13 protein-coding genes and 1 pseudogene are annotated in these 17,195 nt (G+C 61.4%); 3 read left to right on the forward strand and 11 right to left on the reverse strand.

The window, feature by feature from the left end; all coding sequences use genetic code 11:
• Nucleotides 1-667 precede the first annotated feature (667 nt).
• The 4 genes from ACLIVD_RS36935 to ACLIVD_RS36950 form a co-directional block, all read right to left on the reverse strand.
• Nucleotides 668-973, reverse strand: a complete 306-nt coding sequence (locus tag ACLIVD_RS36935; RefSeq protein WP_491932985.1) for a hypothetical protein — start codon at nt 971-973, stop codon at nt 668-670.
• Between the two features lie 77 nt (nt 974-1,050).
• Complete coding sequence (locus ACLIVD_RS36940) at nt 1,051-1,230, reverse strand: YegP family protein (protein WP_491932986.1); 180 nt, start codon at nt 1,228-1,230, stop codon at nt 1,051-1,053.
• Nucleotides 1,227-1,670 (reverse strand): DUF6308 family protein, encoded by a 444-nt coding sequence (locus tag ACLIVD_RS36945; protein ID WP_491932987.1) that lies wholly within the window; start codon nt 1,668-1,670, stop codon nt 1,227-1,229. Before ACLIVD_RS36945 ends, ACLIVD_RS36940 begins: the two co-directional genes overlap by 4 nt.
• A gap of 350 nt (nt 1,671-2,020) precedes the next feature.
• Nucleotides 2,021-5,299, reverse strand: a complete 3,279-nt coding sequence (locus tag ACLIVD_RS36950; protein ID WP_491932988.1) for an NACHT domain-containing protein — start codon at nt 5,297-5,299, stop codon at nt 2,021-2,023.
• A gap of 564 nt (nt 5,300-5,863) precedes the next feature.
• Between ACLIVD_RS36950 and ACLIVD_RS36955 the strand changes: the two genes are divergently transcribed.
• Entirely contained in the window at nt 5,864-6,058 is a 195-nt protein-coding gene (locus ACLIVD_RS36955; RefSeq protein ID WP_491932989.1) for a hypothetical protein, read from the forward strand.
• 325 nt (nt 6,059-6,383) lie between these two features.
• On the opposite strand, the gene ACLIVD_RS36960 is transcribed toward ACLIVD_RS36955, so the two are convergent.
• The 3 genes from ACLIVD_RS36960 to ACLIVD_RS36970 form a co-directional block, all read right to left on the reverse strand.
• Nucleotides 6,384-7,766, reverse strand: a complete 1,383-nt coding sequence (locus ACLIVD_RS36960) for a hypothetical protein (protein ID WP_491932990.1) — start codon at nt 7,764-7,766, stop codon at nt 6,384-6,386.
• Between the two features lie 481 nt (nt 7,767-8,247).
• Nucleotides 8,248-9,834: a hypothetical protein gene (locus ACLIVD_RS36965; RefSeq protein ID WP_491932991.1), complete on the reverse strand. Its 1,587-nt coding sequence runs from the start codon at nt 9,832-9,834 to the stop codon at nt 8,248-8,250.
• 250 nt (nt 9,835-10,084) lie between these two features.
• Entirely contained in the window at nt 10,085-10,210 is a 126-nt protein-coding gene (locus ACLIVD_RS36970) for a hypothetical protein (protein WP_491932992.1), read from the reverse strand.
• 1,334 nt (nt 10,211-11,544) lie between these two features.
• On the opposite strand from ACLIVD_RS36970, the gene ACLIVD_RS36975 reads away from it, so the two are divergent.
• Nucleotides 11,545-12,702, forward strand: coding sequence for a hypothetical protein (locus ACLIVD_RS36975; RefSeq protein WP_491932993.1), 1,158 nt, complete (start codon nt 11,545-11,547; stop codon nt 12,700-12,702).
• Between the two features lie 267 nt (nt 12,703-12,969).
• Nucleotides 12,970-13,302 carry a hypothetical protein gene (locus ACLIVD_RS36980; RefSeq protein WP_491932994.1) on the forward strand — a complete coding sequence of 111 codons (333 nt, stop codon included), beginning with the start codon at nt 12,970-12,972 and terminating at the stop codon, nt 13,300-13,302.
• Nucleotides 13,303-13,553: 251 nt separating this feature from the next.
• On the opposite strand, the gene ACLIVD_RS36985 is transcribed toward ACLIVD_RS36980, so the two are convergent.
• The 4 genes and pseudogenes from ACLIVD_RS36985 to ACLIVD_RS37000 form a co-directional block, all read right to left on the reverse strand.
• Complete coding sequence (locus ACLIVD_RS36985) at nt 13,554-14,519, reverse strand: zinc-ribbon domain-containing protein (RefSeq protein ID WP_491933504.1); 966 nt, start codon at nt 14,517-14,519, stop codon at nt 13,554-13,556.
• A gap of 45 nt (nt 14,520-14,564) precedes the next feature.
• Nucleotides 14,565-15,794: pseudogene (locus ACLIVD_RS36990) on the reverse strand (zinc-ribbon domain-containing protein); the annotation flags it as partial.
• Nucleotides 15,795-16,435: 641 nt separating this feature from the next.
• A complete protein-coding gene (locus tag ACLIVD_RS36995) occupies nt 16,436-16,783 on the reverse strand; it encodes a hypothetical protein (RefSeq protein WP_491932995.1) in 348 nt (115 codons plus the stop codon).
• A 21-nt stretch (nt 16,784-16,804) separates the two neighbouring features.
• Nucleotides 16,805-17,119, reverse strand: a complete 315-nt coding sequence (locus ACLIVD_RS37000) for a hypothetical protein (protein ID WP_491932996.1) — start codon at nt 17,117-17,119, stop codon at nt 16,805-16,807.
• Nucleotides 17,120-17,195: the final 76 nt, after the last annotated feature.

Genomic DNA, 17,195 nt, shown 5'->3' on the forward strand with positions numbered 1-17,195 from the left:
GCGCTGCTCCCGGTGCTCCGCACCGGGAGACGGGGCGGGTCGCTTCGCTCCCCACCAGGGAGCCGCTGCGCGGCTCGCAGTGGGTCCATTCCCGTTGCCGTCGATCGAGTCGCTTCGCTCCTCTGGGTTTCCGAGATTAGATTTCTCACCTTCGCTTTTACTCGTCCCGTTCGATCCGGTCCCCCACGCCCCAACGAAGCTAAGGAAGCGGGCAAGTGCGCCCAACCCGCCGCCCACTCGCCTTCCCGCGCCGCTCCATGTCATACCCACAGCGTACCACCCCACCCTCAACGCAACCCAAAACCAGTCGAAAAACCCGAAACACCCAAAACTGTTGATTAATAACAGATTACGAACCTTACAAGCTATTATTTGTGCATACCGCGCCTAAAGACTTATTCACCAAATGATTACCCAAACACATTGCTATTCAACAACTTTCAAAAAGGCTCAAAATCGGGCGAAACAGACACCCGCTCTCCCGCCGTCACCCCGACGCCGGCACTCCCCCGAACAAGTCGCCGGCACCCCCAACATCACAAACCGGGGACATGTCATCACACCAGGTCACAGCACCGTTACGGTCCCACACAGCACACGGCCCGCACCCCGGAAGTCGGGTGCGGGCCGCCGTCAAACCAAACAGATTCAGCGCTTCGCCGGCGGTTCAGTCGGGGGTGAAAAACAACTCCATCGACATGAAGAACCACGCCGCCATCGGCACGAACACACCCACCAACAGCAGAGCGAACTGCCGGGCAGGCCGCCACGGAACCGTCATCAACCCGCACACCACCACCACAACCACTGGTCCCGCCCAACTCACCCAATACGAAGCCGGCGGCGGATCCGACCCGAACGAAGTGAATGAGCCATGCGGATACACCCTCGGCTGCGGAACATCCCCGTAGTGCTGCCACAGCAGCACCGCCGGCAGATAACAGAAGAACCCCAGCAGCAGACCCGCGCACACCCCCAGCGAAATCCGCCAACCCCGCCCCGACCCCGCCGGGGTCGTCGCCTCATCGACGCCACCGGGACCATCAGAGGTCAGGTCAAATCCTCAGTGGGAGCGGATGCGGCATTGTCCTTGATCGACGCAATCCCGTTCTGAGCCACCGCCTTCGAGGAGTAACCCTGACTCGCCGCGATGATCTCCCCGTTAGCCGCCTTCAGATGGAACCGGAACTTGCCCGCCGCGTCCTTGAACAGCTCGAACTTCGCAGTCATCGCCCCTCCTCCACACGGTATCCACGACGGTCGCGAACCCCCATGCGATCACGGTAAGCCGACCACACGCCCACCGGCAGCCGAACAACCCCTTTTCGGCGGCACCTCCGACCCTCAGTCCGGGACGTGTCATCTCCCCAGGTCAAAGAGCTCTCCGAGGCCGCGGTTCTACCCCGTCCATCCACGCGAAGATCGGGTATAGCCGAGGACATTTGCGGGCAATCAACTTCGTCGCTTTCGTATCGCCGATCCCCGGTAGCGCCCAGAGGGCGGTTTCCCAGGTCCCAGGCGGGCCACCCCGGGGCGAGCGGGTCCGGTTTCGTCCCCCAAAGCTCCCGATCCGGTCCTATCACCGTCAGAAGGGCGTTCAGCGCCTCCGCCTCTGTGTCCACGATCGCCCGCGCCGCCGTCGGCGGGACCTGCACCGACAAGAACGTCACCGCATTCGAACCGTGCGGCGACGACGAGCGGTCGTCCGTCCTGCAGGATCTGGTCCCAAGCTACCCGAGCAGGGGCCATCCGTGAGCCGCGCTGCCATCCTGGCTCGCTGGTCCCCGCCGGCGGTCTCCGGACCGGGGACCGGCGGCCGTTGGTCCGCCAAGCGACGCGCTGAGTCAAATACCCCGGTTGCGACAGCACTTTCGTTCGTCAACTTCGCTCGTTTGGGCGGGGATGCTCGGTGTTCGGTGCTGGGACGATTGTCCCAGCACGCGGGCCGAAACCAGCCGCCAGTCACCCCGATGCGGTCGCGGCGATCACCGCCCGCCGACGACGGTCCGCGATCCCCGCGTCATCCCAACACCGAAAGCCCATCCGAGGTGTGACCCTCAAGGAACATGCTCGCAAGCTTCGCTGGATTCGCTCCTCCACGTGAGCACTGGTCGTTCGTGCACGATGTCTGGCCCGGAGGTTGGTTTACGGTCCGACAACTCAAACACATCCACCCCGGGTTTGGCCGGTTGACCACCTCATCAAGTAGCTCTATCAAGTCCGACGGCTTCGCGGCGTTGATGTGTTTGATCGCTGCCTCTTGGACGTGACCGTCAGGGTCGTTCAGCAGCGCTCTGAGCTGGTCACTGACAGCGTCTCCGCTTATCGGCCGGATAGTTAGTGCCGCCACGGCCCGTAGCACCGGGTCATCGCTCTGCACCCAGCAGTCAGGTTCGGGCCCTGATTCAAGCGACGCCAACGTCGCCGCAGCCATATGCAGATGTCTGGGACTGCGTGCAAGCACAGTCAGCGAAGACCTCAACACCGGCGCCGCCTCCTGCGCGATGGGAGCCTCCCACAGGGTTCTCGCCGCGTAACGCGACTGGCCAGGGCCGAGTGCAAACAAGCGTACGAGCAACCATGCGGCCGCCTCGCGATCACTCACTGTTGACCAATCAGGACCTGAACGTTCCTGTGCGTTGTCGAACAATGCGAAGTAGGGGTCATTGCTTGTCCAGTGCTCCATCCGCGCCAGTACGATCTCCGCTTGAGCACTAAGAACTGTTTGATCGAATTTGTACAGGGATGCTGTCAACGCAATGAGATCCCTGAGAAAGTCGTCCGACTTCTCGTGGAGGCGAACCACCCCACCATCATTCATTTCTAAAGTTGCGAGAAAGTCTGCCAGGTCATCGACACGGATTGCCTGGGTGATCGATAGCTCGGTCGTTGGGTGGTCGGCGACGAGTCGGAGAAAGTGAGCGTAGACGGAGTCGTCGTAGTCGGGCCTCCACGACGGAAGCTTGTTCTCAAGCGTCTGTGCGACCGAATCGCGGATCGTCTGTGCCTCATCGTCGAATCCCCGTTCGGCAAGGAGCTGGATCAGAGATTTTTGAAGCCCGCTCGGAGCTTCCAGAGCGCATGCAACAACCAGGGGCGCAGTTTGCGGAACCTCGTCCAGCAGCAGTTCTGCGGCCTTCTTCTGCGTCGTCGTCAACGTACTGTCCGTGATCCAGGATCGTAGATCGAGTATGGCGCTTACACCCCACGACGATTCGTGCGGCAACGACTGCAGAGCAAGCACTTCGGTCAGCACCTCGGGATTCTCAACGCCGTGGCCTCCTGCGTGGAATAGGAGCTCCATCGACGCATGAGCAACGATGCTGCGCTCGCGACCATAATGCGCTGCGGCCGCCTCAGCAGATGCACGAAGCTCGGCCGGAATAGGGAGAGCTAGGAGAGCCTCCCAGCTCTGCCACCCCTCGGACGTGCCCTCGGCTATGTGAGCGATCAAGCATTCGCAGACCTGCCGAATCATTTCATCGTCGAGTTCGGCTCCGTCCCTGAACGCCTGAACCAGTACCGTTGCCAGCCTATCGCTATATGGGTTCTCCTGAAGGCAGTTAAATACGGCCGACACCACCGCTGTGTCGAGTATGCAAGCAAGAACCAGGGGTTCAAACTGCTGGCCTGAAATCCGTGCGTCCACCCATTCCGGGATTTCGTCCGGGCGCGAGGCAATTCGCATCGCATCTCCGATCTCCGCGAACAACGCGATCCGGGGAGCAACGGACTCGTCGGCCCCGGACAGGACAAAAATTCCGGTCTCGTCGAATAGGCGCACGGCTTCCCGCGCCGCGACCGTCGCCTGAGCCGACGTCAAACCCCAGGGATCACGAAGGGCACCAGCAACGGCGTCGACGACCATCGCTGCGACGACGTGCCCCTGACCATTCAGGATCGCCGTAGCCTCCGCAGCGAATGCCTGCATACTCGCCGTGCTCAGTGCATAGCCCGGCAGCGGCCCCAGGGCCCGACCATCTCCGCGCTCTATCTCACGTCCAGCTACGACATCCGTGACGACGGCTTCAAGAATCCGTGCGCGTTGCATCGGAAGCGACTCGGTCGACCGCCGCGCTGCAAGAAGCGCCAACAACACAGGAATGAGCGGGGTTTCGCGTAACAGTTCGTCTTGCTCTAGCGCAGACTGAACCCATGTCTCGCGCTCGGAAACCCAACCGGGTCTCTCAATTGCCTCGATCTCGGTCCGCAGTGCTGCGGCCTCCAGAACAGCGGAGACCGTACTCTCAGCAGTGGACGGTGGGAGAAGACGCAACGTCGACCATCCAAGAGTGGTGGCTTGTCCGTAAGCAACATCTCGTGTGGCCAACAGAATGCACACGCTCTCCGGCAGACCAGCAACCAGCTCAGATATTTCCCTGACCACCCTCGCACGCTGGGCGTAGGTCTCGTCGAGCGAGTCGAGTAGCAGCGCGATGCCCGCTCCACGATCCAGCCGGTCATTGATCTCGACAGTGAGAATCTCTCGATCTGCTGGACTATCGTCGCGGACCGCGACCGCAATTAGCCGATCTCGGAAGCTAGTGCCCCCATCCGCACTATTGACCAGGCGAAGCGAGGCACGCACTGGAAAGGGAAGGTCGCGATTCGAAGCCAGCTGACCTGCTAGCGATTTCAACGCCATAGATTTCCCACCACCTGGAAGCCCGGTCAATATGACGCGGCCACGGCGAAGGAAAGCCCAAATCAACCGACCATCGTGCCGATCGTCCTTGCCCGACCTGACACGAACGTCCGCGTCCGCCTCCTCAAGAGGCAGGCTCGGCAACTCTGCTCCCAGCGTACGTAAGTCGAGCTCAGTCCCCTCTCGGGTTAGGCGTGCACGATATCGCTCTACTGCCAGCCGCCGGCGTTCAAGCACAGCTGCCGGCGTTCCTCCCGCGCCTTTGATCGTGATGCCTTCACCATGTAGTGCACCTAGCCAACCCGCGAGCTCGTGCCCTCCGCGCAACCGTGCAGCACGTCCTGAGAGTCTAAGCAGAGCGTCCCATGCCTGGCGCGCAGAATCGTACGCGCTGTCGGCAACAACGTGACGCAAGTGGCTTACGGCCTGCTGTGAGTCGGGCTCGTCCACCTCTTCCACCCGTAACTCCCAGATCACCGCGCACTGCAGGGCTAAATCCCGCTCGGTCTCGTCCAAATCCCCGAGGAGACCGCGAACGTCGGACAAAACCTTCGCCTCTTTGTTCGTGGGAGAACCTGGATGGTCGGTCCGCCCGCGATTCAGAACGCGCTGCAGGTCTTTCATCGGGCCGCTGAGGGTTCCCGCCACGATCACCAGGCGATCCTTCCCAGGGTCCAACCCCGCCTTTACGGCCTGAGTCCACTGGGCAACCGCCTCGCGGAGCGGTTTCCCAGCGTTCAAGCTTCGCTTGGCCTGCACGAATGCCTGCCAACCTGACTCGAAATCGATCCTGACATCGTCGACCGGATCGTCTGTCTCTAACGACACCGACGCCACTAGCCCGTAAGCGGGTGGAATTTCGACCCCGGGGAGCGGAACTCCGGATAAACCACATGCCACCGCGTAGGCCGCAACCCCCCGCCGATACTCAGTTCCCGCGTCGCCAGAAGCCCCTGCAACGCTCCCACGTCTTGCCCCCGAGCTACCGATCACACACAAAGTTTAGAGGCGGTCCGGACGGCCTTGAATCGTCCCAGCGCCGTTGTGAGCGCCCCCGACGCCCGCAACCTGCCTGGGCCGCAAAAGCCAATGTCTCCGAGGCCGCCAGGCTCGCCGACCTGGGCGCAGACCCCGGCCTCGAACGAAGCTCTGACCGCCGGGTTCACCTTCCACGACGGATTCTTATTGACCGGTACGGCCAGACTCGCAGCGAGCTCGATGACAATCAACGAGCTGCGGGCATTTCCGGAGGTGTTCGGGCATGTCGCCTCCAGTCCGGCGGCCTCCGGTCTGATCCGCATACTCGCCGCGGACTCTGCGATGGCGCTGGGCCATCGATCGACGCATGCGGTCGCCCCCTCAGCGGTGATCACCGCTCATTCCGAGAAGGAGCAGCAACTCCGATCCAGCTGAGCTATCGCTTTCATCTGTGTGCGCCATCGTTGACCACCCCAGCACGGCACCAGAGAGCCGGTGGCAATACTGCTGGACCTGGAAAGGCCGGATCAAACACCGCCGCGGACCAATCGCTGTACTGCAGGACGCCCTCGCGCAGCTGCTGGTCGATCCCGGCCAAAGGAGGGGAAGGTGATTCCTCACAACCGCGATTTCGTGAGATAGGGAGGAACACTGCCGGTCGTTGACCGATGACCCCCGCAAGCTCGCTCCCAAACGAGATGCCGGTTCACCGAACGAACAACCAGCCCGAACGCACGCCGAGCCCGAAACCGGTAGGGGGCTAGAGCTTAGTCGCACCAGCCACTATCGCCTTCTGCGCCAAGAACTGCAGCAAAATTACATCTGGACCAAGCAGTCCAGTTTCGCGAGACCCCGGAAGGAGCAGCTCCGTTGATCCGTCATCGCCGTCTGACTTTGTGTGAACTATTCGGCACCGAATTGAGTAGATTCGGGACGATATTTGCTCGACGATCGAATTATTCTCATTTTTAAGATTGATCGAAGAAGCGCTTTTAATCCGCTTTTTGTCGCCCAAGCACTCCAGCATTCCCGGCACGTCCATAATGAATTCTCTGATCGCAGCATCATCCGTAATGCTAGCGACGGTAACCTTGAGCTGGTCGCTTTCCTTTCCGTACGTACCACCCCGGCTTTCACTTAACTTCAAGATCCGTGTCAAATCAGCTTCATCGGTTGCATCAAAGCGAGGATCCAGTAGCTCTTGCCTAACACGTTTTAGCGCATCCTTCTTTGAATAGTGAGGAAAGAAGAACTCCAATACCTGATAGTAGGCTAAAAACTGCAGCAATGGCAAAGAATTAGCGGTCCGTGCGTAGCTGTACAGACTCAGGGCCTCCCTCGGATACCGAACTCGAGGCAGAGCCACAGATGCTCCATATGATCGCGGCCCACGGAACCCTCTTCCGAGTCGATACGGGTCCGCCTTCGGCATCTCCAGAAGAACGTTGTGGCGCAGATCAATCTCGTACAACAACGCACCGACGTGGTCCTCTAGCATCCGAGTAGCAGCGTCATGAGTGACAGACGATAGCCCTCGGAGCTTCACGGTCACCGGGCTTCTGACGCCAAAGGGGCGTATACGAGCCCCCCGGCCATCAACCAGTGCCAGAAAATGCGCCGAGGCGGGTGATACTTCCGCGCTCCACTGACACCTCCCATCCTCAATAACCAGGCGCCAGTCGTCTGTGGGGCCGATTCGGCGACCGGGGACGATATCCTCCGCAGCATCGTCGGTAAGGATATCTGCGTCGTCATCCGCATCGGCCAAGCTTTCGGTCCCCGAATCGCCGGGTGCCATCACCTCAATCCCTGGAAGGGCGAGGATTTCACGGCTTCCAAATCGCGCCCCTCGAACAAGTACCTCCATGTAGGCATTTTTGTGATCATTGATCGCAATGTAGTCGCCCAGGAATCGATAATTCTCAAACGCGAAACCCAGAAGACCAAGCGCCCTTTCTTCATCCAATCGGACTGGACGCTTCTCCTTTCCATTCGGGATAAATAACGTGGTTGGAGTCTTACGAACACCAACCCCCTCTGCATTTACCACTGAACCGGACTCCACATCCCAGTTTGCGGCACGGGCTCGACTCTCAACTACATCGACGGCGTCGGGGCTAATTTCTGAATTCGGTTCGGTCATTGCGCTCGTGGGGTTCCTCTCTTTATGTGCCGCATTCCATGCTCAACGAATGGGCTGATCCAAGTAGGCGAAGCCAGTTCGACATGTCTCAAACGACTTCTTGAATTGCCTAGTCCCCAGTTATCGAGGGAGTTCGTGATGCTGCTCGGTGCAACGACGGGTTGCCTTGCTCTCTCACCATCGGTAAGAGTTTCGATTCGCGGCGCCGGTGAGGTCGCCGCGGCCCAGACTCGAGGCGCGCCGCGAAATTTCGCCGCCCGCCATCCCAGCCGTGATGGTGGGGCATGTGCTTCTCGGCGATCCGCCATCATCCTTGAGATGCTTCGGGCAACAAGGTTCCGAATAGGGACGAGGTGCCGACACGGACCGCACCCTAGCCATATTGGCCTTGTCCGGGGTGATCGCCCCGGACTACGAAGCTCCGGGCCGGCGCAACGGGACGGTTGACACCGCGGCTGACACTTGTCATTTCGGGCCTCGCCTACTCGGGCGGCTCCGCGATTGCTGAGGACCGGATCGCGGGGTCCCACCCGAAGAAGTCTCGATAGAACTGTTCCTGTGGACTCTGAGGGACCTGCACGTCCGGGGCGGCCGGGGCGGCGCCCAACAAGACGTGCGCCTTCGACGTCGCAGCGGCAGGCGGTGTGCACAGGATGAGGCGGGAGAACGCGTCTATGTACTCCAGGCCGGCCATCAGCAATCCGATAGCGGTGGTCGCCATGTCGCTCACCGGACGAGCTGGTGCGTGCAAAGCGTCTGGCGGTGTCGACATCCACACACCAAGACGGTCCACGTGATCCTGGTCGAGTTCGAGTTTCTCGATTTCGGACAAGTCGATCGCGACGGTGCTCGCGCCGCCGTAGCTGCGTGTGAGGTACGCGCCGGTCGGGAGAACCGATTCATGGATTCGGTTGCGCAGGGTGGCGCAGGTGAAGGCGTAGGGCTGCAGCGCTCGCACCGCGACGAGTGCACGATCGTCGGGGTAGTTCGGTTCGAGGTACTCCTCGATGAATTTACTCGAGTGCAACGATCGGGGGCCATTGCGGACGTTGTCACTCGGGTTGAGAAGTCGTCGGAACAGGCGGCCGTAGGTGTCGAATGCGGCGGTGAGGTAGAGCAACTCCCGGTCGAACGCCTCACTGACGTGCTCGACGGTGTCCACGGTAGGTGCGCCTTGTCCGTTGGTCCGGGACAGAGCGGCCAGCAATTCGTCAACTGCTCGTGCTGCACGGCGCAGGCGTGTGAACATCGAATCGACCTCGGACGCCACGCCAGGGTCACCCTTCAAAGACGCCGTCAACTTAACCAGGCCGAGGCAGGGCAGGTGGCTGTCGATGCCCTGGTGGTAGAGGTCGGCCACCGATGGCGCCTTCTCCGTCTTCGTGTGCCTACCCTTCCGGATTTGCTTCACCACCAGGTTTCCGGTCATGCGTAGGTAGTGTCCAAAGATCGGTGGCAGCTCCTCGGGACGGATCATGGCCACGAGGTCATTATCGGCGACGTCCGAGCGCCCGACCGTACGTGCGGTCGAGACGAGGGTGTCGATGCCGAGCTGCAAGGCGGTCGATGCCAAGGCAGCCGCGCGCCACCGCTCATCTTGAGTGAGCCCGCCGACGGTGGACTCGTTCTCGTCCAGAAGCGCATATGCGTCGAAGAAACCGCACCGGCGGCTGGCGACGTCCTCGCCGGCCTGCGTCGTCGTTACCCAGAACTCGAGAGAATCGGCCATCCGTCCCGCGGTCGCCCGATCGGTGTAACCGATGGTATGCAGTTCGTCGATTTCCAGGGCGGTCATCCATCGCGACGCGAGGCCGGCGTCGTCATCTCGATGGACCAACAGTAGCGGGGTGACTTCAGGTCGCCGGAGAATGTCCACGACCGTGGGGAACCCATCGGGGTCGGCGCCGAGCGTTCGCAGATCCAGGCCCACTTGCATCGGTCTCGTGGCCGGGGTGATCGGGAAGAGCGGGTCGTGGTCCTTCCCGGTGGTCCGGACGTAGCGGATGAACTTCGAGCGCGGAGCACCTGCGGGGATATCCAGGGCTGCGACCTCACGGGAAGCGGTCATTGTCAAATTCTGACACCGGGCAGTGACATCCTTGGATTCGGCCCACTCTGAGACATGTCGTGTATATCACGCGAATGACACTAGACCGCAAACTATTTCGGCAATAGGAACCTGCGATGAGGCGTTCAGCATCACCGCTGTCGCGTAGCCACAACGGGCGCACCCGGCCACCCGATCCGCAGGCGCGATGGCATCCAGGGCGCCCTCGCGGCGGTATAGGCGGCCCACGCGACGTCCCGCTTCGCCGCGGTCAGCCCCGGTAACGTAACGGTGTCGCTGCGGCGTGGCCGGTGTCGTGGGAGTACTGCTCACCGATCTCACCGACCTCCCGGGCCAACCAGATCAGCTTCCCCGACCCGTTCTCCCCGACGGTCATCAGATACGCCCACTCGCACTGCGGGCCCCCGGACACACACCAACGCCAACTCGTTCTCGGACAACGCCTGCCACAGCTGCTCCACCGCGAACGACCCCATACCGCCCATTCAACCGCAGAATATCGACCCCCGGGGACGGGCCACACGGACCATGGGCGCCGCATCCGCCAAGGTCGCAGCACCGCTGCCGACGATCGGCGCGCCCAGGCCATAATCCCCATATGGCCGAATGACTTGCCGTCAGGTGAAAGCGTGGAGGTGGGCGCCGTAGCCTGATCGCTGTGGCGATACCGGCCCCCGGCCTGAACCTCGCGACGTTGCGCGGGCTCCGAACACCGTTGGCGAAGGCCGGACCGGCAGCCGTCGCGGACATCACGGCCCGGATCGAAGCGCACCTCGCGGCGGCAAGGACTCACTCGTCGTCCTCGACCTCACCCGCCGGGTCGAACCCGATGTGCCGGTGGTGTACTTCGACTCCGGACTCGACTACCCGAAACCGACGACTACCTCACCGAACTCGCCCAGGCATGGCGGCTGGACCTGCACCGCGTCCCCACCGACCCGCCACTACTCGACCCGCTCGCCGTCTCCGGACTGTGGGACCACACCACCCCACCGACACCGCGGCCGCGGGGGGTGGGGGTGGATCTGCACCGGGTGCTATTTACCGAACCCGCCCGGCACGCCCATTCGTTGCTCGGGCCTGGTGCGTCACGGGGTGTGCGTGCCGACGAATCCGCGGCCCGCCGGCATTTCTACACCCGCGGTGGCCGGCTCGACGGGATCGTCACCCGCGAGGAGGGACGGCCGCGTACGGGCCGATCTGGAACTGGACCACCGACGACGTCTGGGCACGCATAGCCCGCCACCAGATGCCGGTCAACCCGGTCTACGCCCGGCTCCGGCAGCAGGGCGTGCTCGAGCACAAGCAAGGGATCCCCACCTGATCGACGGCAACCACCTCGACGGGGGCCGCCTGACCTTGCTGCGCCGCGGATCGCCCGCCCTCTTCGACACCTCGCCGACGCTCTGCCCGGATACGGCAACTCACCTTGCCCGACCGATGCACCGGCACAGTCCTTCCAGGTGTGACCTGGGGAGACGACACGTCTCCGACGTGTGTCAGGTGTCAACCAGAGCCTGGGCAGTCCCGGCCGATGGCCTGCGGACTCGGCGCTCCACTCCCACGACGTGTCATCGCGGAGGTGTTCTCCTGCCTGGTGTCGGTGAACTCATGTCGGCCACTGAAGGCTGCGGTGAAGCTCTCCGCCGCGACACGCTGGCGCGGGGGACGATCCTCCAGCCGACCATGGAGACCACGTGAGATCTTTTCTTGGTGAACCCGCACCCACGTGACCGCAACCTTGACAATGACCTGTCCGAGCAACTGCAGTTTCTCACTAGCTCGGGCTCTGCCTTCGACCTAGGGAATCTGTCGGAGGCGAAACGCATCGCGCTTGTCATCAGGGTGTTGGTTCACGACACTTCCAACAGCCATAGCCTTCTCGCGCAGCTCAAAGTGAAAGACAAACTCGATTGGGCCGACAGCGCGCCAGTGATCGACAGGGATCCGAACATCGTCGGCCGGAGCCCCGGCCTCACGAGCATGGGCTTGGGTCGGGATGGAGTCACTTTCCTCGCCAGAAGCGCAGACGGGATCGAGCAGTCTTCCACGACGCGCTATGTGAGTTTCGATGATTGGTGGGAGCGGCCCGTGCTGATTGACAGCAAAGGCGCTGAGTTCAGTCGCCGGGGTCTGGTTCTCGCGCTGGCAAACAAGGACGGCGGTGCGCACATTGACCGCCTAAATGAAGATACCTTCGCTCTCGTTCACTCCAACAGCGCGGGGTGGGTGCGTGCCGGTGGCGGTGACGGTGCGGCGGAACCGATGCCGACGCCAATCTACGCTTCGGTCAAGACCATCGCGGAGGAGTTGCTTCTGACTCTGCGACGCAATGGGTACGACGTACCGAATACGACGACAGCTCCGGCGCTCGGAGGCATCGAGTCATTCGTGGCTTCCGACTACACGGGTAATCCGATTGTATTGGAGGAGTGCCGAGAAGACGTTTCGCGAGCGACCTTCGAGTTCGAAACGCTTCCGCACGTGACTTTCGAGGTGACACGGATCCAGCAGGCTCAATCTGACTCCGCCTTCGACGGAACAATTCCTGCGGGTTGGTTGAACATTGTCGGGCGTATCGATTCCAACGGCAATGTTGTGCATCAGTCCGGTTTCGCCGGCCCGAGCGACGAATCGCTTCCTCTCGACCATCCTGCCGAACAACCAGTGCCACCGAAATCGGTATCGTTCGTTTTCGACAACTTCCCTCAGGCGACATTCGACGCCTATCGGTCAGCCGAGAAGCAGGTGGAACACGACCACTACGGGAACCACCATGTGCGCGAGGCAGGGTGGATCGATCTATTCGTCACCCTGAACGGCCAGACATGGCACATCGGTGGCTTCTCCGGACCCGGTGCCGCCTGACTGCCCAGTCACTAGCGGTTGCGAGTCGTGAGGTTGTCAACGCCCGGTCGTAGCACGGGGTGAGCGAAAGTCGGGTCTTCCGATGGCAGGATGAGATGTACCACCAACGCGTCCGCCGACGGGAAGAACCGACCGTGACCGACGGCACCGCTCCGCTGTCCGTCATGCGGTAGACACCCCGCCCGGGCGTCTACCGCATGACCTGGGCTCCGCGATCTATACGACCTGGCTGGTCCCTGGGCGACAACGCCCCGCACCGCAGCCGCAGTGTCCCCCATCGCCGCCGGTGCCATCCCGGCCGTCGTCCACCACATCGGCGACTTCCTTCCCGACAGCGTCAACTTCCTCGTGCCCGCACGCAAAGTCACCCGCCTGCCCGGCGTGCACCTGAGGATCGGGCCCCTGACCCGCACCAAGGTGATCCCCACCAACGGACTCCCGATACCGACCGTCGAACGGACTATCGCCGACCTGACCGAACCCGAAACCGGCCTGTCCCTGGTCGCCGGCGCCGTCCGCGATGCGATCCGCACCGTCGCCCTCGTCGCACCCGACCGTCTCGTCGCCTGCCTCACGGCGCAACGAACGGAGCACCGGTAGGGGAGGCGATGGCATCACCGGGCAAACGAGTCACCAGAACCCATCACGTACCGGTACGGCTGACCGCAAGCGACCTTGGCGATCACCGGATCGAGGACGTCACCCTTTCGTGAACCGAACTTCTCAGCACCAGACCTCACGCGCCGGCCTCGACCCGGGTCCCATGGGTTGCTGAGTACGCGGAGCGGTGCTCGCCCGACAGAGCCTGAAAAGACTCCGCCTGCGAAGCCACGGTCTAGTGGCCAATCACATTACACGCGAGCGTAGGTCATCCATCGAGGGATCTCGCCACCGGCGACGATCTCCGAGATCTGTTCTTCAACGTCATTCTGTCGCGTTTTCCAGTCATTTTCCCACACGACGACTAGACGAACTCCGAGGGTCTCGCAGATCGCCTGTTTACGGTCGTGCCTGTCTTTGATCCGAGGGTCCCGCGACTCGTCGTGCCAGTACTCACCATTGAACTCGACACCTAACCTCACATCTTCCACATAGATATCCAGCTCAAACTGGCCCAGTTGCTTTGCCCGGTAATTTTCGTGAACTTCCAACTCCGGAAAAGTTGCGACGATATATGCGTAGACCTGTTTTTCCGCCTTGGACCACGGCAGTGAACCGGAACAGATAGGACAACCAGTTTCGTACTGACTTCTATCCGAAACCGAGACCTCCCATTCGTGCTTCTTTTCGCATATCCACCAGACCCGCTTATTTGACTTAACTTTGACGTCATGTGCGGTGAGATCTCCGTTCTTAATGGGATGCCACTGTGCCGCTAGTTCCGGATTCAGTGTCTGAAGATCATTCTCACCGGGAATCACAAAGTACCCGCTGCAATAGGGGCACCCGATACCTTGCGTGCGGGTCGCAGGCGAAGTTTGCCATCGATGTTTCTCTTCGCAAACCCACCAAATGGATTTGTTGGAACCGGCACTTACTTTAGCGGGGTTCAGATCTCCATTTAGTGCAGGATCCCATTGTTCAGAAATTTCAGGAAAGGTCGTGTTCAGATCATTAAATCCCGGCAGAACTCTTTTCCCAATGCAGTAAGGGCAATTAAGACTCGTCCCCGACCGGAAGGCAACCGCAGATTTCCAACTATGCCCACACTCGCTGCCGATCCACCAAACTTTCTTCCCTGAATACGGATTGATATTCTCGGGCTTTAAGTCACAGTTTTTCTCGTAGTCCCACTCCGCAGCTACATCGGGCCTCATGGTTAGTAGGTCAGTTTCTCCGGGTACGGTTAGCTTCCCGTCACACGCTGGGCAACCAGCTCCCCCGCTTCGGCTAGCGATTACAGACTGCCACTCATGGCCGAACTCACAAATCCACCATGCTTTACTGCCAACGGATACGGTCACATCCGCCGGAGCCCGATCCCCGTTTCTCGTCGGATGCCAGGTGGAAGCCACCTCGGGCTTCAATGTAGCGAGATCATTGAACCCCTTCAGCACTCTGTGCCCGGAGCAGTAGGGACACCCATACCGACGGGCCCTGTGGGCCGGGGTAGTTTGCCACCGGTGACCGCAAAGGACACCCTTCCACCAGTAGCTTTGGTTTGAGTGCAAGCGCACCTCGTACGGTTTTAACTCACCGTTTCTCTCATAGTCCCAATCAGCAGCTGTGTCAGGAGCCAGCGTTTCGAGGTCATTGACCCCTTGCAGAACCTTTTTTCCGAAACAGAAGGGACAGCCGCTGCCATGCGATCTGCGATCTACCGAGGCCTCCCAGCTGTGACCGCATTCTCGACCAATCCACCAGACAACCTTTCGGGAGCTTCTAGCGAGCCGAGTGGGATCAAGACCCCCGTTACGCCCGTAATCCCATTCAAAGACAAGTTCGGGCTCTAGGGTCGCAACGTCGTTGTAACCAGCCAAAACCGTTTTTCCAGCGCAATAAGGACACGATGCGCCCTTGTTCCGGTTCGAAATGATCGCCTGCCACTCGTGACCGCACTCCTTCCCCAGCCACCACACTTTCTTTCCCGACATGACTGGAACCCGCTCGGAAGTTAGCTCCCCGTTCTTGGTGGGATGCCATTCAGAAGCTACTTCCGGGTTCTGGCTGGCTAGATCGTTAACTCCAACGGTTAACGGCTTCCGCACTGCCCTGTTGCAGGAGGGGCATCTCGAACCTTTAGTCCGGCTGTGAACGGAGGCTTGCCATTCATGGCCGCAGTCCTCGCTCCTCCACCACACTTTTTCCGAGGACGTCTTTGCTACGTCGTTCGGTGTCAGTGCGCCGTTCTTCGTGGGGTGCCACTCCGCGGCCACCTCCGGCGCGGCTTCAGCTAGTGTTTTTCGGGCCACAACCCAAGGTTTACCAGACCTCATTTCTGGTAGAATACGGTCGTGCTGCTGAGCCGGCTCCGGAACCAATCCACCGGAGAGGTCCGGGAGCCTCGAAAAGTCCAAGACGGCGCCCAGCAAGAACCTTGGCCGTGGTGGCCTCAAGTCACCCCGCCGAGCGCTACGTGACCCCGATCCCATTGTTGCGCAGTTTGATAAAGCCTCCAGTACCCTCACAGGTCAGCCGACCGGGCCTCTCAGCGGTCCCTGGACCGCGACGGCGCCCCTGGGCACCTATCCCTACGTGACCGCGTCCTCTGGAGCATCTAGGAAGGTTTCGTCTAACGGGCCGAACGTTTGGGGTTGCCGGATATAGGCCACTCGCACCAGCGCGTTCAACCGTTCCGTGCACCAGCACCGTCCGTCCGCTGTTCATCCACTGGTGCACTTCGCCCAGCCAAGCACCTGGTCCGCCTGCGGCAGAGCTCATAGGGGTAGCGGTGAACCCGAAAAATGACCCCTTTCCGGCAGGCGGGTTCAAGGGCAGGCTCCGGCTCCTTCCACACCGCCGCTGACCCCGTGGGATGACGCCGCTCCGCGGATCGCGACGGGACCGTCCGTCGCGTGTATATCGGGTGAATGACACTGCCGCACCGAGCATTCGCTCTCAGAGTCATTCGCTGAGACTTTCAGAGACGCAGACCCCCACGCGTAAGGGCGAACCAGAATTTGAAATCAGCTCGATGTACGAAAATCCGCTCTGCAGTCGCTCTACCCGAGCCGTCCTGTCTCCCTGCCCGTGTCCGAGGTGAACTCCTCTACGTGAGGCCGCGGGGAGTGCACTAGCCGGTCGTGCCGGTGACATCGACGATGTTCGCCGTGAACCGGGGGACGGTCATGCTGCCACCGAGCGTCGTGTCATATCGGTATGCACCCGCCACCTCAACGTAGAGCGTGACAAGGTCATCCTTGACGACGTTGGCCACCACCGGTGGGCTCGACCCTGCGATCACCACGTTGATGTCGTAGTCGTACCAAGCGTCCTGCTGAGCACCAGCGACACTCGCCCGAAACTGGGTGACGCCCGTGCCCGAGTCAAACTGCGTCACAACACCATGAATGACCAGCTTGCGCCCCTTCGCGGCATCAGGCGACCTGGCGAGCAGAGCAAGGTCCCGATCCGAGATCACCTCGTAGGTAGACCTGCCGAACTACGCGGCGTTGATCGCGTCGACACGGGCGCGCTCGGCGTCCACGGCCTGTCGGCTGCGCTCGCCTTGCGCGGGCGACAGCACCACCCGGCTCGTGGTGGTCACCAACCCCAGAGACTCGTCATCGTCGTTCACGGTAGCGACAACCACGACGCTGCTTACGACCAGCACGCCTATGACAATGCCGCCCAGCGCCCATGGCCACACGCGGTCGGCCGTCGTGGGCCGCTCCGGTGGCGGCGGAGCACTCCTCCCCGGGCCGTCAGGGCGAGGCTCATCCCTGCGCGGCTGTTTGGGGTAGAACGGGTTCGTCATGGCCCCTCCGCGCAGACTCAGATCTTTGCGTGATTTATACCCCACACCCTCGCACCCGGTCTGCCTTGTCGAACAA

The organism is Rhodococcus sp. G6(2025), from assembly GCF_058628105.1.